The organism is Arthrobacter sp. FW306-07-I, assembly GCF_021800405.1.
Lineage (GTDB): Bacteria > Actinomycetota > Actinomycetes > Actinomycetales > Micrococcaceae > Arthrobacter.
The window spans coordinates 340,222-361,827 of the sequence record NZ_CP084550.1; the positions used below are offsets into that span (position 1 = coordinate 340,222).

Annotated in this window: 22 protein-coding genes; 11 read left to right on the forward strand and 11 right to left on the reverse strand. The window is 66.8% G+C overall.

From position 1 onward, the window contains the following. Nucleotides 1-24: 24 nt before the first annotated feature. From LFT46_RS01665 to LFT46_RS01695, 7 genes are all read right to left on the reverse strand, one after another. Nucleotides 25-1,581 carry a long-chain-fatty-acid--CoA ligase gene (locus LFT46_RS01665; RefSeq protein ID WP_236821101.1) on the reverse strand — a complete coding sequence of 519 codons (1,557 nt, stop codon included), beginning with the start codon at nt 1,579-1,581 and terminating at the stop codon, nt 25-27. Between the two features lie 24 nt (nt 1,582-1,605). Beyond that, nucleotides 1,606-2,802, reverse strand: coding sequence for an acetyl-CoA C-acetyltransferase (locus LFT46_RS01670; protein ID WP_236821102.1), 1,197 nt, complete (start codon nt 2,800-2,802; stop codon nt 1,606-1,608). A gap of 30 nt (nt 2,803-2,832) precedes the next feature. Next, the gene (locus LFT46_RS01675) at nt 2,833-4,089 is read right to left on the reverse strand and encodes an acyl-CoA dehydrogenase family protein (RefSeq protein ID WP_236821103.1); all 1,257 of its coding nucleotides are present in this window, start codon (nt 4,087-4,089) and stop codon (nt 2,833-2,835) included. A 134-nt stretch (nt 4,090-4,223) separates the two neighbouring features. Further along, nucleotides 4,224-4,949, reverse strand: a complete 726-nt coding sequence (locus tag LFT46_RS01680) for a TetR/AcrR family transcriptional regulator (protein WP_236800743.1) — start codon at nt 4,947-4,949, stop codon at nt 4,224-4,226. An 82-nt stretch (nt 4,950-5,031) separates the two neighbouring features. Next, on the reverse strand, nt 5,032-6,054 hold the full coding sequence (locus LFT46_RS01685; RefSeq protein WP_236821104.1) for an NAD-dependent epimerase/dehydratase family protein: 1,023 nt from the start codon (nt 6,052-6,054) through the stop codon (nt 5,032-5,034). After that, a complete protein-coding gene (locus LFT46_RS01690) occupies nt 6,048-7,019 on the reverse strand; it encodes an aldo/keto reductase (protein WP_236821105.1) in 972 nt (323 codons plus the stop codon). Before LFT46_RS01690 ends, LFT46_RS01685 begins: the two co-directional genes overlap by 7 nt. Before the next feature lie 53 nt (nt 7,020-7,072). Continuing rightward, complete coding sequence (locus tag LFT46_RS01695; protein WP_236821106.1) at nt 7,073-7,894, reverse strand: aldo/keto reductase; 822 nt, start codon at nt 7,892-7,894, stop codon at nt 7,073-7,075. 221 nt (nt 7,895-8,115) lie between these two features. On the opposite strand from LFT46_RS01695, the gene LFT46_RS01700 reads away from it, so the two are divergent. Together LFT46_RS01700 and LFT46_RS01705 are read left to right on the forward strand one after the other, a co-directional pair. Then, nucleotides 8,116-9,015: a helix-turn-helix domain-containing protein gene (locus tag LFT46_RS01700; RefSeq protein ID WP_236800748.1), complete on the forward strand. Its 900-nt coding sequence runs from the start codon at nt 8,116-8,118 to the stop codon at nt 9,013-9,015. 151 nt (nt 9,016-9,166) lie between these two features. Next, nucleotides 9,167-9,373 carry a hypothetical protein gene (locus tag LFT46_RS01705; RefSeq protein WP_056331347.1) on the forward strand — a complete coding sequence of 69 codons (207 nt, stop codon included), beginning with the start codon at nt 9,167-9,169 and terminating at the stop codon, nt 9,371-9,373. A gap of 74 nt (nt 9,374-9,447) precedes the next feature. Here LFT46_RS01705 and LFT46_RS01710 read toward each other — a convergent pair whose 3' ends face one another. Both LFT46_RS01710 and LFT46_RS01715 read right to left on the reverse strand, forming a co-directional pair. Continuing rightward, entirely contained in the window at nt 9,448-9,660 is a 213-nt protein-coding gene (locus LFT46_RS01710; protein ID WP_236800749.1) for a dodecin, read from the reverse strand. Between the two features lie 132 nt (nt 9,661-9,792). After that, on the reverse strand, nt 9,793-10,497 hold the full coding sequence (locus tag LFT46_RS01715; protein ID WP_236800750.1) for a FadR/GntR family transcriptional regulator: 705 nt from the start codon (nt 10,495-10,497) through the stop codon (nt 9,793-9,795). Nucleotides 10,498-10,665: 168 nt separating this feature from the next. Between LFT46_RS01715 and LFT46_RS01720 the strand changes: the two genes are divergently transcribed. From LFT46_RS01720 to LFT46_RS01755, 8 genes are all read left to right on the forward strand, one after another. Beyond that, nucleotides 10,666-12,156: a four-carbon acid sugar kinase family protein gene (locus LFT46_RS01720; protein WP_236821107.1), complete on the forward strand. Its 1,491-nt coding sequence runs from the start codon at nt 10,666-10,668 to the stop codon at nt 12,154-12,156. A gap of 39 nt (nt 12,157-12,195) precedes the next feature. Then, complete coding sequence (locus LFT46_RS01725) at nt 12,196-13,095, forward strand: NAD(P)-dependent oxidoreductase (protein WP_236821108.1); 900 nt, start codon at nt 12,196-12,198, stop codon at nt 13,093-13,095. A 186-nt stretch (nt 13,096-13,281) separates the two neighbouring features. Further along, nucleotides 13,282-14,748, forward strand: coding sequence for a GntP family transporter (locus LFT46_RS01730; protein WP_236821109.1), 1,467 nt, complete (start codon nt 13,282-13,284; stop codon nt 14,746-14,748). Beyond that, nucleotides 14,748-15,599 carry a class II fructose-bisphosphate aldolase gene (locus LFT46_RS01735; protein WP_236821110.1) on the forward strand — a complete coding sequence of 284 codons (852 nt, stop codon included), beginning with the start codon at nt 14,748-14,750 and terminating at the stop codon, nt 15,597-15,599. Before LFT46_RS01730 ends, LFT46_RS01735 begins: the two co-directional genes overlap by 1 nt. A gap of 116 nt (nt 15,600-15,715) precedes the next feature. Beyond that, nucleotides 15,716-16,120 (forward strand): DUF1304 domain-containing protein, encoded by a 405-nt coding sequence (locus LFT46_RS01740; protein ID WP_236821111.1) that lies wholly within the window; start codon nt 15,716-15,718, stop codon nt 16,118-16,120. A gap of 119 nt (nt 16,121-16,239) precedes the next feature. Next, nucleotides 16,240-17,514, forward strand: a complete 1,275-nt coding sequence (locus tag LFT46_RS01745; protein WP_236821112.1) for an acyltransferase family protein — start codon at nt 16,240-16,242, stop codon at nt 17,512-17,514. Nucleotides 17,515-17,529: 15 nt separating this feature from the next. Beyond that, the gene (locus tag LFT46_RS01750; RefSeq protein ID WP_236800759.1) at nt 17,530-17,862 is read left to right on the forward strand and encodes a GNAT family N-acetyltransferase; all 333 of its coding nucleotides are present in this window, start codon (nt 17,530-17,532) and stop codon (nt 17,860-17,862) included. A gap of 109 nt (nt 17,863-17,971) precedes the next feature. After that, entirely contained in the window at nt 17,972-18,937 is a 966-nt protein-coding gene (locus LFT46_RS01755) for an NAD(P)/FAD-dependent oxidoreductase (protein ID WP_236821113.1), read from the forward strand. A gap of 142 nt (nt 18,938-19,079) precedes the next feature. On the opposite strand, the gene LFT46_RS01760 is transcribed toward LFT46_RS01755, so the two are convergent. Beyond that, complete coding sequence (locus tag LFT46_RS01760; protein ID WP_236800761.1) at nt 19,080-19,403, reverse strand: hypothetical protein; 324 nt, start codon at nt 19,401-19,403, stop codon at nt 19,080-19,082. A gap of 324 nt (nt 19,404-19,727) precedes the next feature. Between LFT46_RS01760 and LFT46_RS01765 the strand changes: the two genes are divergently transcribed. Further along, the gene (locus tag LFT46_RS01765; RefSeq protein ID WP_236800762.1) at nt 19,728-20,501 is read left to right on the forward strand and encodes an SDR family NAD(P)-dependent oxidoreductase; all 774 of its coding nucleotides are present in this window, start codon (nt 19,728-19,730) and stop codon (nt 20,499-20,501) included. Here LFT46_RS01765 and LFT46_RS01770 read toward each other — a convergent pair. After that, a complete protein-coding gene (locus LFT46_RS01770) occupies nt 20,469-21,605 on the reverse strand; it encodes an FUSC family protein (RefSeq protein ID WP_236800763.1) in 1,137 nt (378 codons plus the stop codon). The genes LFT46_RS01765 and LFT46_RS01770 overlap by 33 nt on opposite strands. Nucleotide 21,606: the final 1 nt, after the last annotated feature.

Sequence of the window (21,606 nt, forward strand, 5' to 3'; positions counted from 1 at the left end):
GGCCCGGTACGGCAGCTGTACCTACTAGGCCGGGTCCTCGGCAAGCTTGCGCTTGAGGATCTTTCCGCTTGGCCCCAGGGGGAGTTCGGAGAGTATGCGGACCACCCGGGGGTACTTGTAGGCGGCCAGCTGTGCGCTGGCGAAGTCGATCAACTCCGCCTCGGTGACACTTGCTCCGGCGTCCAGCACGATGGCTGCCGCGATCTCCTGGCCGTGCACCTCGTCCGGGATCCCGTACACGGCGGCACTGACCACAGCGGGATGCGTCAGGAGGATCTCCTCCACTTCCCGCGGGTAGACGTTGTAACCGTTCCGGATGATCATGTCCTTCTTGCGGTCCACGATGGTGAGGTAACCGTCGTCGTCCTTTGTTCCAAGGTCCCCGCTGCGGAACCAGCCGTCCACCACGGCCTCCGCCGTTGCCTCGGGCCGGTTCAGGTAGCCCTTCATCAGCAGGTGGCCACGGATGACCAGCTCACCCAATTCGCCGTTGGGAAGCAGCTCAATGCTGTCCACCACCTCGGGCCTGGCAATTTCGATGTCAACACCCCAGATCGGGATCCCAATGGTGCCCGGCCGGGGTGCGGTGCCAACGTGGTTGAAGGCGGCCACCGGCGACGTCTCAGTCAGGCCGTAGCCTTCGTGGATCTCCACGCCATAGACGTCGCGGAACCTGTCCATGACGGCCAGCGGAAGGGATGCACCGCCGGAGATGCCGTACCGCAGGGCGGCCGGCCGGTCCGGTACGGTTTTGGCGGCTTCCAGGAGCGCCACGTACATGGTGGGCACCCCGATGAAGATGTTGACGTTGTGCTTGGCCAGCAGTTTCAGGGCGTCCTCGCCGGTGAACCGAGGCATCAGGACGATGGTGACGCCGGCGCGCAGCCCGGTGTTGAGGACCACCGTCTGGCCGAAGGTGTGGAAGAGCGGCAGGCCGCCGAACAGGACATCGCCGGGCTGGAAGTCCATCACGCTGGTCAGCAGGGTGCTGGTCTGTTCCACCAGGGCGAAGTGGGTGCCCAGCGCGCCCTTCGGTTTCCCGGTGGTGCCCGAGGTGTAAAGGATGGTGGCCGTGTCCGAGGGGCGGCACGGTTCGTACGTCCGGATGGGCTCCGCGTCCGCAGCTTCCGCTTCCAGCCGGGGGAACCCGCCGTCGTCGGGAGCCATCACCGTCAGCACGTCGATTCCGCTGGCCGTGGCACCCGCTGCCCCCTCCCCGAGCAGCGGAGCGGCGCAGATCAGCAGCTTGGCGCCGCTGTCCTGCAGGACGTACTCGATTTCGCGCGCCTTGAGCAAGGCATGCACGGGCACAACGATGGCACCGAGCGACAGGATGGCGTAGTACACCCGGGCGAAGTCCGGAACGTTCGGGATCAGGACGGCAACGGCGTCTCCAGGGCCGATGCCGCGCGCCCTCAGTGCGCCGGCATAGGCGCGGGTCTGGCGCCACAGGTCGCCGTAGCTGACCTGCTCCTCACCCACCACCAGGGCGATGCTGTCGGGAGTCCTTTTGGCTGATTCAGCCAGCACGGCTGCCACCGAAATGGTGGCGAAGCCGTCAGCGGAGTTGGTGTTTGTCATGGCCTGCTTCTTCGTCGGGGTGGGTCATGCTGTGAGGATCAGGGCGTCACCCTGGCCGCCGCCGCCACAGAGGGCCACGACGCCGGTGCCGCCGCCGCGGCGCTTCAGGGCCAGCGCCTGGTGCAGCACCAGCCGTGCCCCCGATGCTCCCACTGGATGGCCCAGGGCGATGGCGCCCCCCTCGGCGTTCACGGCTTCGGTTTCAATGCCGAGGTCGTTGGCGGACTGAATGAGGACGGAGGCGAAGGCTTCGTTGATTTCCACCAAATCCAGCTCCTGGACCGTGAGTCCCTGGACCTTCAGCGCCCGCTCGATGGCCCGGGCGGGCTGGGAGTGCAGCGATCCGTCCGGGCCGGCGGTCTGGCCGTGGGCGCCGATCTCGGCGATCCATTCCAGGCCTGCGGCTTGAGCCGCAGCCTTATTGGCAATGATCAGGGCGGCCGCGCCGTCGGAGAGTGGCGACGACGAACCCGCGGTGATGGTGGCCGTCTCCGCCTTGGAGAACGCCGGGCGCAGCTGCGCCAGGGACTCCGCGGTGGTTTCGGGGCGAATGCCTTCATCGTGCTCAAGGGTGACGGACGGACCTTTGCGCTGCGGCACCTGGATCGGCGCGATTTCCTCGGCCAGCACCCCGGCAGCGCGTGCAGCGTCGGCGCGCTGGTGGGAGCGTGCCGCCACGGCGTCCTGCTCCTCACGGGTGATGCCGCGTTCGGTGTTCCCGGCGTCGGTGGCCTCGCCCATCAGCTTGCCGGTGACCGGGTCCTGCAGTCCGTCATGGTTCAGCGAGTCCAGCATTGGGGCATCACCGATGACCACGCCGGCGCGGAGGCCGGGGACCAGGTGCGGTGCGTTGGTCATGGACTCCTGGCCGGCGGCCACAATGAAGTCCGCTTCACCGGTCCGGATCATCCGCGCAGCGTCGATGACGGCAGTCAATCCGGACAGGCAAAGCTTGTTGATGGTGATGGTGGGGACGTCCCAGCCGATTCCCGCGGCCAGGCTGGCCTGGCGGGCGGGGCCCTGTCCGGCACCGGCCTGGATGACCTGTCCCACGATGACGGCACCGATCTGCTCCGGTGCCACACCGGTCCGTTCCAGGGCGGCCCGGATGGCGTGCGCGCCGAGGTCGCTGGAGGAGAAGGGCGTGAGGCCGCCGCGGAACCGGCCGAACGGGGTGCGGGCGCCGCCCAGGATGACGGGGATGTTGGCGTTCTGGTTCAAGAACAGTCCTTTCGAAGGTGTTGGGCGGGGTTACGCGAAGGCGGAAGTGCCGGTGATGCCGCGCCCGATGATGAGGGCCTGCATGGTCTCGGTACCTTCGTAGGTGTGGATGGCCTCGATGTCGGCGAGGTGCCGCGCCACGCGGTTTTCCAGCAGGATGCCGTTGCCGCCCAGCAGGTCGCGCGCGTTGGAAGCAATACCGCGCGCGGTGCGGGTGCAGGTGTACTTGGCCAGCGACGCCTGCTCGGGCGTGAGTGTTCCGGCTTCATCAAGCCGGGTCATCTGAACCACCATCAGCTGCATGGTGGCCAGTTCGCTGAGCATCCGGGCCAGCCGTTCCTGCACGATCTGGGAGGCGGCCAGGGGCCGGCCGAACTGCTTGCGCTGCTTGGCGTACTGGACGGCCGTTTCGTAGCACGCGGTGGCATGCCCGACGGCGGACCAGGCCACGCCCAGCCGGGTCGCCAACAGGACGCGGGCCGTGTCCTTGAAGGTGCGGGCGCCAGGCAGGACGTTCTCTTCCGGGACGAAGACGTCCTCCAGCCGGATGTGCGCCTGCCAGATGGCGCGGAGGGCCAGCTTGCCTTCGATTTTGGTGGCAGTGTAGCCGGAGGAGCCCTGTGGAACCAGGTAGCCATGGACCTGGCCGTCTTCGCCCCGGGCCCAGACGATGCTGACGCCGCCTACTGAGCCGTTGCCGATCCACTTCTTTTCACCGTTGAGCAGGAACCCGCCCTCGGTGCGGGTGGCCGTCGTCTCGAGGGCGACGGAGTCGGAGCCGTGGGTGGGTTCGGTGAGGGCGAAGGCTGCGTATTCCGCGCCGCCGGCGATCGCCGGGAGCCAGCGCTCCTTCTGCTCCGGGGACCCGCATTCCGCGACGGACCGCAGGGCAAGGCCGCCCTGCACTGCCACCATCGTGGCCACGGAGCCATCGCCGCGGCTGAGCTCCATGTTCACCAGGCCGGCGGCCATGCTGCTCATGGGTGCGTACCCCTCCACCGCAATGCCGTCGCGCAGCAGGTCCAGTTCGCCAAGGCGCTGGAGGAGATGCAGGGGGTACTCGCCGCGTTCCCAGTAGCCATCGATGACGGGGAGGACCTCATTCTGGACAAAGCTGCGGGCCCGGTCCCAGTAGGCGCGGTCCCCATCGGTGACGCCGGTAAGGACGGATGCCGGGTCGGTGCCCAGCGCCTCGGTGAGGATGTAGTCCGGTTCCACCGTGCCGCCGGGAAAGCTGGTGGGACTTTTGGCGCTGGCGGGCACCCGGGTGGGGGACGTCGTCGTCATGTATTTGCATCCTTTTGAATCAGCGGCGGCGGAACTGCCGGGCAGTGTGGCTCGGGCCACATTGAACAAGGATGCAATGAAACGGAGTTCCACGTCAAGAAACTGCGTACCACGAGGGCTGGTAGGGGATTTTGCTAGGGCAGGGCGTCCCGGACCGCCTGGGCGATGGCTTCCCTGTCGGCAGGGCCGGGAAGGACGGTCACGACGACGGTCGGGGCTGGTTGGGAGGGGGCGGGGGAACCGAGGAGCGCAGGCCGGAACGTATCCGACAGGACCTGGAGTTCTGCGGCGAGGGCTGCCGCCCTGTTCTTGTCTGCCGCAGTAGTGTCCCCGGCCTTCGGGGTGGTGCGCAGCCACTGGCGGAGGAAGGCGTTGTGCACGGCCACTACGGCCGCGGCGAAGGCGACGGCCTTGTACTCGTGCCGCCCCTTCCCGGGCAGCCGGTCATTGAGGAACTGCAGGAATGCCCGCTCGTAGCGGTGGGACGTGACCAGTTCCCGGTCGCGAAGGGCCGGGACTGCCTGCAGCAGCCCGTAGCGGGCCCTGGACGTTGCCGGATTCCGCAGGTGGTGCTCGAAGACCAACAGGGCGGCGTCCGCAACGGCGGCGAGCGGCTCAAGCCTTGATTCGGCGAGCCGGTCATTCACCTGGCGCAGGATCCGCTCATGATCCGCGAAGACCACGTCCTCCTTCGACCCGAACCTGCGGAAGAACGTGCTGCGGCTCATCCCCGACGCTTCCGCGAGCTCCTCGACCGACGTGGCATCGAAGCCCTGCTTCGCCAGGAGCCCGATGGCTGCGGCGACAGGCCCGTCGGCGGGATGCCCGTCCGCGGGCTGGTTGGAAGGGGGCGAAGTCATGCGCCGAAATGTAGCACAGCCGCCCTGCGCAACTGGCCTGCCATCGGAGGGTGGCAGGCCAGTTGCGGCGGAGTCCGTGGGCTCAGGCTCCCTGGCGCGCCCAGCCGGTGAGCTTGTCGGAAAGCTGCATGTAGGCCTCGTCCACCTGCTGCAGTTCCGGGTGGCTGTCGTACCACTCAATAATCTCCCGGGCGCCGTCCGCGAACGGGATGGTGGCGGTGTAGTCCGGCACCAGCGATTTGATCTTGGTGTTGTCAAAGACCACCGAGTGGGACCGGTCGCCCAGGAGGTTGGAACCCAGTTCCTCGTCATGGGCGGCGATGGTTTCGGATGCCACATGTACCAGTTCGGGTTCCCGGACCCCCGCTGCCCGCGCGAACAGTTGGTAGATCTGGTTCCAGGGCAAGTACTCGTCCGAGGTGATGGTGTAGCTCTCGCCCACCGCCTGCGGCCTGCCGAGCAGGCCGACGAAGGCCTTGGCGAAGTCCTTGCTGTGCGTCAGCGTCCACAGCGAGGTGCCGTCGCCGTGGACCATGACCGGAAGGCCGTTGCGCATGCGGTGGATGTCCGTCCAGCCGCCCATCATGGCGATCTTGGTGCGGTCGTAGGTGTGCGATGGCCGGATGACCGTCAGGGGAAAGTCATCCTCCCGGTAGGCCCGGAAGAGCAGCTCCTCACACGCGATCTTGTTCCGGGAGTACTCCCAGAAGGGGTTCTTCAACGGCGTGGACTCACGGATCGGCAGCCTGGTGGGCGGCTTCTGGTAGGCGGAGGCGGAGCTGATGAAGACGTACTGCCCGGTCCGCTCCCGGAACAGCTCCATGCTGGCCTGCGCCTGGTCGGGGGTGTAGGAGATAAAGTCCGCGACGGCGTCGAACTCCCTGCCGCCCAGCACCTCCCGGACGGCCGCTGCATCACGGACGTCGGCGTGGAGCACTTCCGTGCCCTCCGGGACAGGCCGGGTGGACTGGCCGCGGTTCAGGATGGTCAGCCGGTGCCCCAGCGCGACGGCACGCTCTGCCGCCGCCGCGCTGATGACTCCCGTGCCACCGATGAACAGGATGCTCCTCGGCGCCACCGTATCGGCAGCGAATTGGGTTACCACGCGTAGTCTTCCGGCGCCGTGCGGTGTCCCGGGAAGATGTCGTCCAGGCGCTTAAGCGCGTCTTCGTCAAGCGAGACGTCCAGGGCGCGGATGGCGGCATCCAGTTGTTCCTGGGTGCGGGGGCCCACGATCGGAGCCGTGACCGCGGGCTGGTGCAGGAGCCACGCCAGGGCGACGTCGCCGGGTTCGTGGCCCAGCTCGTCGGCAAAGTCCTCGTACTGGCGGATCTGGTCCTGGTGCTTCTTCAGCGTTTCGGCGGCCCGTCCTTCGGTGCGCCGCACGCCCTCGCGTTCCTTCTTCAGCACGCCGCCCAGCAGCCCGCCCTGCAGCGGTGACCAGGGGATCAGGCCCAGGCCATACTGCTGTGCCGCCGGGATGACCTCCAGTTCGAGCTCGCGGCGGAACAGGTTGTAGATGGACTGTTCACTGACCAGGCCGTTGTAGTTGCGGCGTCGGGCGGCTTCCTGGGCCTGTGCGATGTGCCAGCCTGCAAAGTTGCTGCTGCCTGAGTACAGGATCTTCCCTTGCTGCACTGCCACCTCGATGGCCTGCCAGATTTCGTCCCACGGGGTGTCGCGGTCGATGTGGTGGAACTGGTACACATCGATGTAGTCGGTCTGCAAGCGCTTCAGGCTTGCGTCCAGGGCCCGGCGGATGTTCAGTGCTGACAACTTGGACTCGTTGGGACGGTCCGTCATGGTGCCGTAGAGCTTGGTGGCCAGGACGGTGTGCTCGCGGCGCTCGCCGCCCTTGGCGAACCAGCGTCCGATAATTTCCTCGGTCCAGCCGCGGTGGTCAACGCCGCCATATACGTTGGCGGTGTCGAAGAAGTTGATGCCTGACTCGTGGGCGGAGTCCATGATGCTGTGGGCGTCCGCTTCTTCCGTTTGCGGCCCAAAGTTCATGGTGCCCAGGCAGAGGCGGGAGACTTTCAGGCCGGAGCGGCCCAAGTGGGTGTACTGCATGGAAAATCCTTTCGGTGGGGGAGCGGGCAGGCAGTGGTTGAGCCTGCAGGTCCCTACATCTGGGTGAAGGAGGCGACGGCGGGATCGGAACCAATGCGGGCGCCGGACTCCAGCGCCGTGATGGCGGCCAGTTCGTCCTGGGAGAGCGTCAGGGATGAAGCCGCGAAGTTCTCGCGGATGCGGTCCGGGTTGGCCGACTTGGGAATGACGATGTTTCCGTTGGCAAGGTGCCAGGCGAGCACCACCTGGGCAGTGGTGGCGTTGTGCGCAGCAGCGATTTCGGTGACGGCGTTTCCGTTGAGGTCTCCGCCCTGTCCAAGGGGGCTGTAGGCCTCGACAGCAATGCCCAGGCCGCGGCACTTGGCCGCCAGGTCTGCCTGCTGGTAGCTGGGGTGGAGCTCGATCTGGTTCACGGCCGGCACAGTTTCGGCGGATTCCAGCAGGGTGTCCAGGTGGTCCGAGAGGAAGTTGGAGACGCCAATGGCACGGATCTCCTTGTTCTCGTACAGCCGCTCCATCTCCTTCCAGGCCTGGACAAAAAGCCCCTGGGAGGGGACGGGCCAGTGGATGAGGTAGAGGTCGATGAAGTCCAGGCCCAGCGCCTTGCGGCTGTTTTGGAATGCTTCCTGTGCCCTGCCCTGCTCGCCGTTGCGGAGCTTGGTGGTGACGAAGATTTCCTCGCGGGCGATGCCGGTGGCGGCCAGTGCTGCCCCCACTCCTGCCTCGTTGCGGTAGGCCGCGGCGGTATCGATGTGGCGGTAGCCTGCCTCGAGCGCATCCTCCACGGTCCGCTGGGTGTCTTCCGGCGGGACCTGGAAAACGCCGAAGCCAAGCTGCGGGATGGTGACGCCATTGTTGAGTGTCAGCTCTGACATGGGTGTGCTCCTTCTCTGGGAGGGTGTGGCTGGAAGATGAGGTGCTGGAAAATCGGTGCCGGCTGCTCGACAGATGAGAAAGCGGTTTCCACCGGCTCACTCCTGAGCCTATGCACTTTTGGCCCCCAAGTCAGCAGGCAAAGCTGTTCCTGTTTTTCCTAGGACTGCCAGTCCTACCTTCGTTGTAGAGCGGGGACCCCAACGCAGGCAGAATGGTCTGCATGGGTCAAAGCGCCGAGTTCGGAAAATTCCTCAAAGCCATGCGGTCCCGGTTGAGTCCGGAGGTCGCCGGGACGGGCCCCAGCACGGGTGCCCGACGGGTCCCCGGCCTGCGGCGCGAGGAAGTGGCGCGGTTGGCCGGCGTCAGCACGGATTACTACGTCCGGCTGGAACAGGGCCGCAATATCCACCCGTCCCGGACTGTCCTGGACGCGGTGGCCCGGGCGCTGCGCCTGGACAGCAGCGAGCACGCGCACATGCTGGACCTGCTTGAGAACTGCGCCAGTGCTCCCCGTGAACCCGGTGCCGCTGCAGCACAGGGTGTCCGGCCGGCGCTGCGCCAACTGCTTGACGCGGTGGGGGAAGTGCCGGCTCTGGTGTTGGGCCGCCGCAACGACGTCCTGGCCGGCAACAGGATGGCATTCCTGCTGTTCACCGATTTCCCGGCGCTGCCGCCCGCGGAGCGTAACCTCACCCGCTGGACCATTCTTGATCCCGCCGCCCGGGAACTGTTCCGGGACTGGAAAACGGTGGCGGCCGAAGCGGCCGGATCTCTCCGCCTGGACGTGGGCCGGCACCCCAACGATCCCCAGGCGAACCACCTGGTGGGTGAGCTGGCGGTCCACAGTGAACACTTCCGCCAGTGGTGGGCCGGACACCGGGTGGCAACCCGCGCTGCCGGCACCGTCCGGCTACACCACCCCTCGGTGGGCGACCTGGAACTGAACTTTGAAAACCTTGTCCTGCCGGAGGACCCCGACCAGACACTCCGGGTGTACTCGGCCCGGCCGGGATCGCCGTCGTCGGACGCCCTGGCCCTGCTGGGCAGCCTTGGCGCGGGCCCGGACCTCGGCATGGAACACGACGCTGCCGTCGTCGCGGAAAGCGGCGAGGTGGGCTGATCCGCCGGTCAGGGCGGCGCGTGACTGTACATTCGTCCAGCAGGAGGGGTTGATTCTGGCCAGCCGCCCATTGGTGCGGCGTGCGCCCTTTCCTAGGGTGGGAGTACGTGCTTTCCCGCCCACTTTTTGTCACCCCAGGATGGTCTCAACGATGAAACGCATCGCCCTGCTGAAGGAACGCCAGGCATCCGCCGGCGCCGCCTCCACCGCCACCGGTTCGCACTGCCCTGCCTCCGGTCTTTGGAGCCCGGACCTCGATCCCCACACGGTGCTGTCCTTCTTCGAGGGCCACGTTTTTCCCGCGTTCGACGGCGTCCCCACGGTCTGGCGACGACGCAGCCCTGGCACGGCAAACTGAGGCCTGCTTAAAAGCGAAAACGGCCCGCGGCCAACGTCGACACGGACGTATTGGCTGCGGGCCGGTTGCTTTAACTAGTGCTCTTCCAAGCGGAAACCGATCTTGATGGTGACCTGCCAGTCCGCGATCTTCCCGTCCTCCAGGTGGCCGCGGACCTCCTTGATCTCGAACCAGTCGAGGTTCCGCAGGGTCTGGGACGCCTTGGCAATGCCGTTGCGGACGGCGTCATCCACGCCCTGGGTGGAGGTGCCGACAATTTCAGAAATGCTGTACGTGTGGTTGGACAACTTCGCTCCTCGTGATCGTCGATGCTCCCGGTTGCGGGCCGTCCCTGAAGCCTAGTAGGACACTTGGAGCGTTGAACAGGGTCAAGGGCAATTAGGGGACCCACTTCCCGCCCCGGACCTCGAGGGGAGGGGTTACTTGGTTTCCAGCACCAGCTGCTTGAGGTCGTCCAGGGTCTGCTGCATGTGGGCGTCCATGGCCTCCCGGGACCGCACTGCGTCGCGGGACTGCAGGGCTTCGGCGATGTTCTGGTGATGGCCAATGGCGTGCTCCTGGATTTCAGGAACGGCGGAAGTTTCGGTCCTTCGCTTTTCCAGGACCCGATGCAGCGGCTCAAACAGGACCGACACGAAGACGTTGCCGGAGGCGCGCAGGATGACGTCATGGAAGGCGAGGTCCGCCTCCACAAAGGACGCGACGTCGTTGATGCTGTGCGCGGCCTTCATTGCCGAGACGTAATTGAAGAGGGCAGTGATGTCCTCTTCGGCAATCCGTCCGGCGGCAAGCTCGCAGGCGCCCGTTTCGAGCATGCGGCGGAGTTCGATGAGCTGGATGGAGGCATCGGCGTCGTTCTTGCCCTCCGATGCTGCGCGCAGGACGGCTTCGAGTGAGGCCCAGCGGCTCAGGGGATTGACGAATGTTCCGCGGCCGCGCTCCACGCTCAGGATGCGTTGGGCCTGGAGGGTCTTCATCGCTTCGCGGACCGTCATGCGGCTGACCTCGTGGCGGGCGCTGAGTTCGTGCTCGCCGGGAACGGTGGAGCCGGGCGGGAACTCGCCTTCGATGATGCGGTCCAGCAGTTCGTCGGCCACCACGCCGACCAGCGACTTCCTTGCCATGTTGTCCCCGATTCCTGCTTCCGGCTTCCGGCGGATATGTCAGACAAGTGTACTTGCGCGTCTCTATGCCGTGTGCCACACTAACTTCAAATGCAAGATGTCAGACATCTTACAGTTACCTTTACATCTGGATCCGCCACCCTGGATCGCTACACAACGGAGTGCACTGTGACGTATGAAGCAGACGTTCTGGCCGCCTATCCGGCGGACCTCGAGATCCAAGCTGGGCTCGTAGCCGGCACGCTTGCCGCTTCCAATGCGGAGGTTCCCCGCGTCCTGGTAGTGCTCGACGACGATCCCACCGGCACGCAGTCCGTCGCAGACCTGCCTGTGCTCACCCGTTGGGACGTGGAAGACTTCGCCTGGGCCTTTGCGCACATTGCGCAGAGCACCGCCAAGCCCGCCGTTTACGTCCTGACCAACACGCGCAGCCTCGACCCGGCAGAAGCGGCAGCCCGCAATGAGGAAGTGGTCCGCAATGCGCTGGCCGCAGCAGGGCAGCAGGAAAAGCTGCGCCTCGGCTTCGTCAGCCGCAGCGACTCCACCCTCCGCGGCCACTATCCCCTGGAACCGGACGTCATCGCGGCGACGGTGGCCGAGGCCAGCGGGGAAAAGACCGACGGTGTTGTGCTGGTTCCGGCGTTCCCGGACGCCGGCCGCGTCACCATTGGCGGGGTCCACTACATGCGCGGCGCAGAAGGCACCCTGGTCCCGGTCTCCGAAACCGAGTTCGCCAAGGACGCATCCTTCGGCTTCAGCACCTCCGTCATGGCCGACTACATCGCAGAGAAGTCCCAAGGCCGGTTCCCCGCCGACTCCGTGATCGTCCTGGACCTGAACATCATCCGCGCCGGTGCTTCCGCGCAGGACCCCGCCATCTCCGCGAAGGCCATCGCCGACGCCATCGAGCCGGCCACCAACTCCACTCCGATCGTTGCGGACATCGTCACCGAGAATGACTTCCGCGCGCTGGCCCTGGGCCTGGAAGAAGCAGAACGCCGCGGCAAGAAACTCCTGTACCGCGTTGGCCCGCCCTTCGTCCGCGGCCGCATCGGCCAGGAAGTCCGCGCTGCACTGACCGGGGAAGAAGCATACGAGGGCAACACCCCATCAGAGGCCGGCGGCCTGATCGTAGTGGGATCGCACGTGGGCCTCACAACGCGCCAGCTCAATATCCTCACGGCGGAACACAGCTCAGCACGCATCATCGAGATCGATGTCGAAAAGCTCCTCGCCGACGAGGCGGGAGCCAAGGCCCACCTGGACCAGACCGTGGACGCAGTGGTTGAAGCCCTCCGCACCGGCGACGTCATCGTCCACACCAGCCGGCTGCTCATCAAGACCGACGACCCCGCCGAAAGCCTCCGCATTGCACGCACGGTCTCTGCCGCCGTCGTGGACGTCGTCAACCGCACCCTGAAGACCTTCCCGCCCCGGTTCGTCATCGCCAAGGGCGGCATCACGTCCTCCGACGTGGCAGCGCACGGCCTGGAAATCCGCCACGCGATTGTCCGCGGCCCCATGTTGCCCGGCATCGTCTCCCTCTGGGAACCGGTGGACGGACCCGCCAAGGGCATCCCCTACATCGTCTTCGCCGGCAACGTGGGCGACGACGACTCCCTGGCCCAGGTCACCCGCAAACTCAGCACAACCTTCTAGTCCCCGCCCCAGCCCGCAAGACTTCAACGGAGAAACACCATGACCAGCAACTACACCGTCACCGTCCTGGGCCTCGGCGCCATGGGCCTGCCCATGGCCACCCGCCTGGCCACCCAGCTGACCGTCCACGGCTTCGACATCGCCGAAGCCCGCCTCAAGCTTGCCGAAGAAGCCGGCATCGCCACCATCTCCAGCGCCCGCGAAGCCGCCAAGGGTGCCAATGCCGTGCTCCTGGCCGTCCGCAACGGCGAGCAGCTCAACGATGTCCTCTTCGGCGAGAACGGCGTGGCCCCGGTACTGGAGCCTGGCGCCGTCGTCATCCTCGGCAGCACCGTGGGCACCGACGCCATCCCCGCAACGGTCGCCAAGCTCGCCGAATACGGCGTGGACCTGGTGGACGCCCCGCTGTCCGGCGGGCCCAAGCGCGCCGGTGAAGGCGACCTGCTGATCGTCGTCGGCGCTTCCCCCGAGGCCCGCGAAAAGGCAGCCCCCGCCCTGGAGCTGCTGGCCTCCACGCTCACCGTGGTGGGTGACAACCCCGGCGATGGCCAGGCCCTCAAGACCGTCAACCAGCTCCTGTGCGGCGTCCACATCGCCGCCGCCGCCGAGGCCCTTGCCTTGGCCGACGCGTTGGGACTGGACCAGGCCAAGACCCTCGCCGCCCTGGAAGCCGGTGCAGCCGGCTCCTTCATGCTCTCCAACCGCGGCCCGCGCATCCTTGAGGCCTACAACGAGGAGGGCGCCGAGGTCCTGTCCCGTCTGGACATTTTCGTCAAGGACATGGGCATCGTGGGCAAGGCCGCCCGCGCCGCCGGCCTGGCAGCCCCCGTTGCCGCCGCCGCCGAGCAGCTCTACCTGCTGGGCCAGGCGCAGGGCCTCGCCGCCGCCGATGACTCCGCGGTCATCAAGGTGGTCGCCCCCACCAAGCGCACCAAGTAAGCCAGCGCGCCAACTAAGCCATCCTCCTGCCCTTGCGGCAAAAAGGTACGACGACGGCGGTCCCCCCTCCGCCGTCGTCGTTACCTCCCAGCGTTGCCGGCGCAGTCCAGCAACGTTTATCCCCACCCCGCCATTCCGTGCTGCCCGCCTGCCCCCAGGCCGGCACGTCAAAGGAGGCACCTCCCCGTGAACCACCTTCTGAATCCGCTGATACAGCGGGCGGCCGACGCCCCGGCCATCAAACCCGCCGTTGAGCTGGGCACCCCGCTGCTGCTCACTATCGCAGCAGTGGGCATCGCCATCCTGCTGGTGATGATCATCCGCTTCAAGATCCAGGCTTTCGTGGCCCTGCTCACCGTCAGCATCCTGGTGGCCGTGGCGGCAACCATCCCGCTTCAGGACATCTTCACCGTGGTCTCCGGCGGCGTGGGCAGCACCATGGGCAAGGTGGCCATCCTGATCGCGCTCGGCGCCATCCTGGGCCGCATGATCGAGGTGTCCGGCGGCGTCCAGTCACTGGCCGACCACTTCACCCGCAAGCTGGGTGCCCGCCGTGTGGCAGTGGCGCTGACCGCCGTCGGCTTCCTGGTGGCCATCCCCGTCTTCTTCGAGGTGGGCATCATCGTGCTGGTGCCCATCGTGTACGCCTTCGCCAAGATCGCCAAAGTCCACCCGGTCAAGTTCGGCCTGCCGATGGCCGGCATCATGCTCGCCATCCACGTGGCAGTCCCGCCGCACCCCGGAATCGTGGCAGGCGCCGGCGTGCTGGGTGCCGACATTGGACTTATCGCCCTGATCTCGCTGCTGATCTGCGTGCCGCTGGGCTTCCTGTCCTACTGGGTTGCGTCCATCATGAACCGCAAGGACTACGAGCTGCTGCCGGCCGTGAAAACGCAGGTGGAGGAATTCGGCTCCAAGTCGCTGGTGAAGGTTGGCCACGACGGACCCGGTGCCGCCGCCATTGCGCCGCCGCGGCCTGGCCTGATCATCTTCCTCATCGCAGCGCCCATTGTGCAGATCCTGCTCGGCACCGTTGGCACCCTCATCCTCCCCAAGTCCCATCCGCTGTACGGCCTCGCGGCCTTCGTGGGCAACCCGTTCCTGGCCTTGCTGGTGGCCGTGGCGCTGTCCTTCTTCCTGCTGGCCGTCCGCCGCGGCTGGTCCTTCAAGGAAACCGGTGAGATCTTCGAGGGCTCGCTGCCGCCCATCGCTTCCATCCTCATGGTGGTGGCCGCAGGTGGAGTGTTCGGCAACGTGCTGCAGGTGTCCGGCATTGGTGGAGCGCTCTCCAAGACGCTGGACACCCTTGGCGTGCCGCTGCTGCTGCTCGGCTTCATCATCTCGCTGGCGCTGCGTGCGGCCCAGGGGTCGGCGACCGTGGCCATCGTCACCACCACCGGCCTGCTGTCCGCAGCGGTCAGCGGCGGCGGTTACAGCCCGGCGCAGATCGCAGTGATCGTCATCGCCATCGGCTTCGGCGCCCTGGGCCTGTCCCACGTGACGGACGCCGGCTTCTGGGTGGTGGTGCGTTACTACGGCCTGACAGTGTCCGACGGCCTGAAGACCTGGACCGTCCTGACCACCATCCTGGGCGTGGCCGGCTTCCTGCTGACCTTCGTCGCCTGGATCCTGGTAGGAGGCTTGGGCGCCTAATGCATACCAGACTGGACCACTTGGTCACCTCCGCCCTGCAGCAGGGTTCAGCAGTACCCGCCTTCACCTGCTACGACTTCACCACCGCGTTGGCGGTGGTGGGCGCGGCAGAAGAAGCCGGCCGTGGCGTGATCCTGCTGGTGGCACCCAAGACCGCAGCCACCGCCAACGGCCTCCGCCTCATCAACGCGCTGCGCGGCCTGGCCGATGCTGCCTCGGTACCGGTCGCGGTGCAGCTTGACCACGCATCGGACCTGGACGTCATGGCCGACGCCGTCAAGGCAGGGGCGGATTCCGTCCTCGCCGACGGTTCGTCCCTTCCTTACGAGGACAACATTGCGCTGGTCCAGGCAGCCCGTGCGCTCCTGGGTGCCGAGGTGGTGCTCGAAGCAGAACTCGGCGGCCTGGCAGGGGACGAGGACCGCGCCTTCGGAGCAGACCAGTCCGGCGTGGACGTGGCCGGCCTGACGGACTCCGCGCAGGTGGAGGACTTCGTCTCCCGCACCGGCGCGGAACTGCTGGCCGTCGCGGTGGGCAACGTCCACGGCAAGTACAAGGGCGAGCCGAAGCTGCGCTGGGACGTGCTGCAGGACATCGCGGCGCGGATCCATATCCCCCTGGTGCTGCACGGCGCCTCCGGCATTCCGACGGAGGAGCTGGTCAAGGCGGCGGCCATGAACGTTGGCAAGGTCAACTTCAACACCGAACTGCGGACCGGCGTGCTGGCCACCCTCCAGGACCAGCTTCCGGCGCACCGCGCGGACGGGGAGAACCTGCAGGGCCTGCTGTCGCTTTGGAACCAGTCGGCGAAGGGTTTTGCCGCCACCACGCTGGCCACGCTGGCACGGTAGCTGAATCTTCCACAAGCGGGAGGCCAGGATCAAGCAGCCGGTCCTGGCCTCCTTTTTTGTGCCTCCGCCGGATTGCGGGGCGGGACCGGGGTTCAACAGGAGGCTAGGATCGAGCAATGGTCCTGGCCTCCCTTCTTTTTGCCTTCCTTGCCGCCGCGCTGCACGTCTTCATTTTCACGATGGAGTCGCTCACCTGGACCCGGCCGGCAACCTGGAAGCGCTTCGGGATCGCCTCCCAGTCCGACGCCGAGACCACAAAACCCATGGCCTACAACCAGGGCTTCTATAACCTGTTCCTGGCCGTTGGGGCGTTTGCCGGCATCGGACTCGCAGCCGCTGGCGGCCCAGGGTCGGCGCAGTCCGTGGCGGGGTGGACCCTGGTTTTCAGCTGCTGCGGGTCCATGCTGCTGGCGGCCGCGGTCCTGGCCTTCACCGGGCGCAAGTACCTCCGCGCAGCCGTGACCCAGGGCAGCGCGCCCCTGCTCGCCGTCGTTCTGGGCCTGCTGGCCGTGTCGCGATAGCGGCAGAAGGGGCCCAAGGTCCTTAGCCAGCACGGGCAACGGGGGCACAATAGTGCCGTGGGCAGCCTCGAGCGCTTGTAGGACCCGTGCACAACACCGGCAGGCGGGGGTCAGATTCAGTGCCGGACACGGCGAACCGTGATCCGGCCATCGACCTTGTGCGCTTCATCTGCCTGGCGCTGGTGGTGGTGGGGCACTCCATGATGGTCAGCCCGGTCCTGCACCCGGACGGCACGGTGACCACAGAAAACACCTTGGGTGATCAGCGCTGGTTCGAGCCCGTCATCTGGATCTTTATGGTCATGCCCCTGTTCTTCGTCACCGGCGGCATCACCGGACTGCAGTCCTGGCGCCGGCTTAAGGCATGCGGCGGCACGGCGGCACAGTTCGTCCGCGCCCGGCTCCTGCGCCTGGTCCGCCCGGCAACAGCCTTGCTTGCCACGATGGTAGCGGGCTTGTCCGTGGCAGGCGTGCTCGGCGTGGACCAGCAGGTAATCCAACTGATTGCCGCCGGCGCAGCCATGCCCCTGTGGTTCCTCGCTGCGTACCTCGCGGCGCAGCTGAACATCCCGGTCCTGGCGGCGCTGCATGCCCGGGCCCCCTGGCTGACCTTCGGCCTGCTCGCCGGGCTGGTGGTTGTTGTGGACTGCCTGCGGGGCGCCCTGCCTGACCTTGCCAACGCCAACCTGGTTTTCGTGTGGTGCGCGGTCCAGCAGTTGGGGTTCCTGGCTGCCGACGGCTGCTTTTCCCGCCTTTCCCGCTCGGGGCTGCTGGGCGTCGCCATGGCGGCACACCTGCTGCTGGGCCTGGTGACCGGGTTGGGACTGTATCGGGGAAACATGCTGGTCAACCTCAACCCGCCAAACCTGACCCTGGTGATCCTGGGTGTCGCGCAGTTGGCCGTGATGGAACTGGCGCGGCCGTTCCTGGTGCAGCTGGCCGAAGTGGGCTGGATCAGCCGGCTGCTGGCGTTGGCCGGGGCGAGGTCCCTGACCGTGTACCTGTGGCACCTGCCGCTTCTGGCAGGCATGTCCGGGCTGCTGCTCCTGGCCCCGATCCCCAAACCCGGTTCCGGCACGGCCGCCTGGTGGTGGTCCCGGCCCCTGGTTGTCCTTGCGCTGGTCCTCCTGCTTTTGCCGGTGGTGGCGGCCTTTGGCCATTTGGAGGAACGGACGACGGCGATGCACGCCTTCCGCTGCCGGCCCGCCTTGGCGGGGGCCGGCGTCGTGGTGGTCTTCATCCCCGTTGCGGACGCCGCCCTTAACGGACTGTCACTGGGACTGCTCGCAGCAGGCGCTGTCTGTTTCTTCGTGGCGACCCTTCTGCTCGGTGGCGTCCCGCTGGGTGACCGGCGGAAGAGGGGGAGGAGGGGCATTGCCAGCGGGGTGAAGTAGTGCCAGTGTCGAACCATGACCGAGAACACCGCGTCCGCGGAGGACAAGTTCACCGCCAATGTATCGCTGCGGCGCAATGACGCCCAGCACCGGTACGAACTCCTCGTGGATGGCCGGCTTGCGGTGCAGGCCTTTTTCCGCGACCTTCCCGGGCACATTGATTTCACCCACACCGAGACCGGCCAGGACTTTGACGGCAAAGGCCTGGGGAAGGTCCTGGCGCACTTCGCCCTGGACGATGTAGTGGCCACCGGCAAGCGAATCATCCCGCACTGCCCGTTCATTTCCGGCTACCTCCGCAAGCATGAAGGCTACGAACAGTTCGTTGACTGGCCGGCGGATAGCTGAAGTCCGCCGGGTGACCCCATCGGGCCTTCCTTATCTCCCACGCCTTATTTCCTGAGCCGTGGTGCCCCGAAACGGTTAGTCCCCGGGCCGCCCCGGGTACGCCTTACGAATGGCGGAACACCAGGACGACGTATTCGATGTGGCAGTGATCGGCGGGGGACCGGCGGGGTTGAGTGCCGGGGTAGCCTTGGCGCGGGCACTGCGCTCGGTGGTGGTGATCGACGCCGGCGAACAGCGGAACCTCGGGGCGGAGAGCGTTCACGGATTCCTCAGCAGGGAGGGAATGAGCCCGCGGGACCTGCTTGCCGCCGGCCGCGAAGAGCTGGCGCGGTATGGCGGGGCGATGACTTCAGGTTTCGTACGGCAGGCCAGCCGTGGAGAAGACCAGTTCATCCTGGCCATGAACGATGGCTCCACGCGGACTGCGCGCCGCCTCCTGATCGCCTCCGGAATCGTGGATGAGCTGCCGGAGCTTCCGGGCGTGGCCGACCGCTGGGGCCGGGACGTGCTGTACTGCCCCTACTGCCATGGATGGGAAATCCGGAACAAGAAGATCGGCGTGCTGGCCGCGGATTCCCACTCCGTCCTGCAGGCCCTGACGTTCCGGCAGTGGAGCGCAGACGTGACCATCCTGCTCAACGACGCCCTGGAACTCAGCGCGGGCCAGGCAGAACAGCTGGCAGCCCGTTCCATCCAGGTAGTGGAGGGAAAGGTCCGGGAGTTGGATGTCCGCGACGACCGGCTCAGCGGCGCCATCCTGGACTCCGGCGCCACGGTGGGCCTGGACGTGCTGGTGGTCAGCCCCGCCACCGTGAGCAAGGCCAACATGCTCCAGCGACTGGGGCTGGAGCCGGCCGCCCTCCAGGAAGGCCCGGGGACCCGACTGGAAACCGATGACAGTGGCCGAACATCCTGCTCGGGCGTATGGGCGGCCGGCAACGCCACGGATGTTTCAGCGCAGGTGATGACCGCCGCTGCCGCCGGCCTTCGCGCGGCAGAGGCCATCAATGCGGACCTGGTCCTGGCGGACACGCGCCGGGAGGTTGAAGCAGCCAGGGTGCCTGCGGGGCAGTAGGTCGCCGGGCTTGCCAGGTTCGGGCCCTGGCCGCCCCAGGCTTTGGGGTTGCGGGCCTTGCCAGTGCGGCTGCCGTCAGCAACCGGCAAGGCCCCCGCCGGCTGTGAGCTGGCGGGGGCCCTCAGGGCCATGCAGGGGCCGGTTAGCTGGCGAGGGCCTCGCCGCTGACCGCCATGGCGGTCCCGGGGTCATCGATGGTGAAGCCGCAGGCGCAGCGGTAGGTGACCACGCTCTCCGGGACGGATCCCGGCCGCAGGGCAACGATGGAGTTTCCGTCAACGTACACGGGCTGCCGGACAGGCAGCTCGTCGTGGTCAACGCGCTGCATCGGCGTGCGGCAATGCATGCGTGAGTTGAGGGTCAACAGCAGCCCTGCGTCCACGGGTACGGTGGCGGTCATGACATTTCCAGCTGCCTCAGTGCGCTCCCCAAACGCTGCCAGCTGGTCTTCCAATGCGGTGGTCATTATGTTCTTCCTTGGGCTTCTTTCACGGAGCCGCCAGCGTTGGCAACCCCGCCGCGAACTGCTTGCGGAGGTTCATCTATCCCCGTAAGCAAAGCATGCTTACTAAATGTTGCACAAGTTACGTTTGGGGAATCGCAACATCCGCCATAGCGCTGCCACTGCCAGGCGAGCCAGAAAAGCAGGAAAACCACGGGCAAAACCGGCAACAACCTGCTGCTGGTCCTTTTCCCCTTCATGGCAACCTGGGCCCCAGGGGTTCCGGCGTAGCGGTCATGGTGCGCGAGCGACGGTCCATCCTGCCGCCTTGCTGGTTAGGCTTGCAGCATGACGCCATCCACCACCCGAACAACAGCACTCGTCACCGGGGCCAGCGCAGGGCTCGGCCATGAATTCGCCAAGCAGCTTGCGGCCCAGGGGCATGACCTCGTCCTGGTGGCACGCAACGCGTCCCGGCTTGCAGAAGCAGCAGAAGAATTCCGGCGGCAGTACGGCATCACGGTTGAGGTGCTTCCCGCCGACCTGACCCGGGACGACGACGTGGCGGCCGTCGTCGAACGCCTTGAGGACGCAACGCGGCCGGTGGGGATCCTGGTGAACAATGCCGGGATCGGCCTGCTGCACAACTTTGAGGACAACCATCCGGCGGAGGAGAAAAAGCACCTGAAGCTGCATGCCGAAACCTCCATGCTGCTTACCCACGCAGCGTTGAAGGGCATGCTGGAACGCCGGGAGGGCAGGATCATCAACGTGGCCAGCGTGGCGGCGTTCCTGCCGCGCGGCACCTACTCGGCAGCGAAGGCCTGGTTGCTGAGTTTCAGCCGGTGGGCAAACCTCGCCTACCGCAAGCATGGCGTCAAGGTGACGGCTGTCTGCCCCGGCTTTACACACACCGAGTTCCACGACCGGATGGGGATGGACAAGTCCGTGGCCCCCTCCTGGACCTGGCTTCGGGCCGAGCGGGTGGTCAGCGAAGGCCTTGCGGACAACGAGCGCGGGAAGGCAGTCTCCATCCCGTCCAAGCGCTACAAGGCGGTGGCCGCCGTGGCCAGAGTTGCTCCGGCGCGCCTACTGGCCGGACCGGCCCGGAAGCCTAAGTAAGGACGCGGAGCCGCGCTTAAGCCCCGGCAGGGCCTTTCCGGTGCGGGAGCCGGGGCGTCGCACAGCCAGTACCACCAGGATCCCCAGCAGTGCGCCCACCAGCGTCTCCACCGCCCGCTCAAGGATCAGGACCCCCGGCTCGATGGGCGCGGCCAGCTGGGTCATCAGCAGGATGACCGGCGTGAACCAAACCATGGCCAGGCCATAGTGCCTGGTCATGAACAACTCGGTGGCGAACTGGAAGAGGATCACCAGCAGGGCCAGCACAGCGGCCCGGTGTACGGGCTCGAGGAGTGGGGGGTAGAGGCCGGCCAGTGCCCAGGGCTCCGGCAGGAGGACGACGGCGGTGACCGCAAGCCCCACGAACGTCCCCACGATGCGGTGGACGCCCCGCCGGACGCTGCTGGGGAGGTCTGCGCCGGCGAGCGGCACTGCCGCTGCCGCCATGGCCCAATGCGGATGGCCGGTGCCGCTGATGACACCCGCCGTCCCCGCGGCACCCACCGCCAGCACGTACCGGGCAGCGTGGACGGACAGTTCCCGCCGCCGGGCCGACGAACGGGACGGCACGCTCCTGGTTGCGCCGGGTTCCCAGGACCTCCGCCGCACCCAGCCGCTGAAGCCGATCAGGATGGAGAACACGGACGATGCGCAGGCGATGAACATGGCGGCATACCAGGGGACCACGGTGGGAACGGAAGCGCAGGCGCCAAGGGCAAGAATTCCGAAGAAGGGACCGTTCGGTTTCAGGCGCACGCGGTCAGCGTAGACCGAGCCAACTCCTGCCAGGGTGGCTTCCACGGCCACCAGCCACCACGAGTGGATGTGGTTGATGGACAGCGTCACTCCCACGGCCACGCCGCTGAGCAGCACCAAGGCGCCCTGTCCCTGGTGGCGGAGGCGCAACTGGTGGGGTTCGGAGCGGCCATACATGCCGGTGAGGGCTCCGAACACGGCGTAGATCATCAGGTCTGTGCGGCCCAGTACCAGCAGGAGCAGCGAGGGAACGGCGACGCTGATTGCCACGCGGAGTGCGGCAAGGTGGTCACCGGTGGCGGGTTCCAGCCGGTGGAGCGCACGGACCTGCTCCACTACGCGCTTCATG

Bases quoted from the DNA above. Each gene is read 5' to 3' on its own strand.
- LFT46_RS01665 (WP_236821101.1), bottom strand. From the start codon at position 1,581: ATGACAAACACCAACTCCGCTGACGGCTTCGCCACCATTTCGGTGGCA.
- LFT46_RS01675 (WP_236821103.1), bottom strand. From the start codon at position 4,089: ATGACGACGACGTCCCCCACCCGGGTGCCCGCCAGCGCCAAAAGTCCC.
- LFT46_RS01680 (WP_236800743.1), bottom strand. From the start codon at position 4,949: ATGACTTCGCCCCCTTCCAACCAGCCCGCGGACGGGCATCCCGCCGAC.
- LFT46_RS01690 (WP_236821105.1), bottom strand. From the start codon at position 7,019: ATGCAGTACACCCACTTGGGCCGCTCCGGCCTGAAAGTCTCCCGCCTC.
- LFT46_RS01695 (WP_236821106.1), bottom strand. From the start codon at position 7,894: ATGTCAGAGCTGACACTCAACAATGGCGTCACCATCCCGCAGCTTGGC.
- LFT46_RS01700 (WP_236800748.1), top strand. From the start codon at position 8,116: ATGGGTCAAAGCGCCGAGTTCGGAAAATTCCTCAAAGCCATGCGGTCC.
- LFT46_RS01705 (WP_056331347.1), top strand. From the start codon at position 9,167: ATGAAACGCATCGCCCTGCTGAAGGAACGCCAGGCATCCGCCGGCGCC.
- LFT46_RS01715 (WP_236800750.1), bottom strand. From the start codon at position 10,497: ATGGCAAGGAAGTCGCTGGTCGGCGTGGTGGCCGACGAACTGCTGGAC.
- LFT46_RS01725 (WP_236821108.1), top strand. From the start codon at position 12,196: ATGACCAGCAACTACACCGTCACCGTCCTGGGCCTCGGCGCCATGGGC.
- LFT46_RS01735 (WP_236821110.1), top strand. From the start codon at position 14,748: ATGCATACCAGACTGGACCACTTGGTCACCTCCGCCCTGCAGCAGGGT.
- LFT46_RS01740 (WP_236821111.1), top strand. From the start codon at position 15,716: ATGGTCCTGGCCTCCCTTCTTTTTGCCTTCCTTGCCGCCGCGCTGCAC.
- LFT46_RS01750 (WP_236800759.1), top strand. From the start codon at position 17,530: ATGACCGAGAACACCGCGTCCGCGGAGGACAAGTTCACCGCCAATGTA.
- LFT46_RS01755 (WP_236821113.1), top strand. From the start codon at position 17,972: ATGGCGGAACACCAGGACGACGTATTCGATGTGGCAGTGATCGGCGGG.
- LFT46_RS01760 (WP_236800761.1), bottom strand. From the start codon at position 19,403: ATGACCACCGCATTGGAAGACCAGCTGGCAGCGTTTGGGGAGCGCACT.
- LFT46_RS01765 (WP_236800762.1), top strand. From the start codon at position 19,728: ATGACGCCATCCACCACCCGAACAACAGCACTCGTCACCGGGGCCAGC.
- LFT46_RS01770 (WP_236800763.1), bottom strand. From the start codon at position 21,605: ATGAAGCGCGTAGTGGAGCAGGTCCGTGCGCTCCACCGGCTGGAACCC.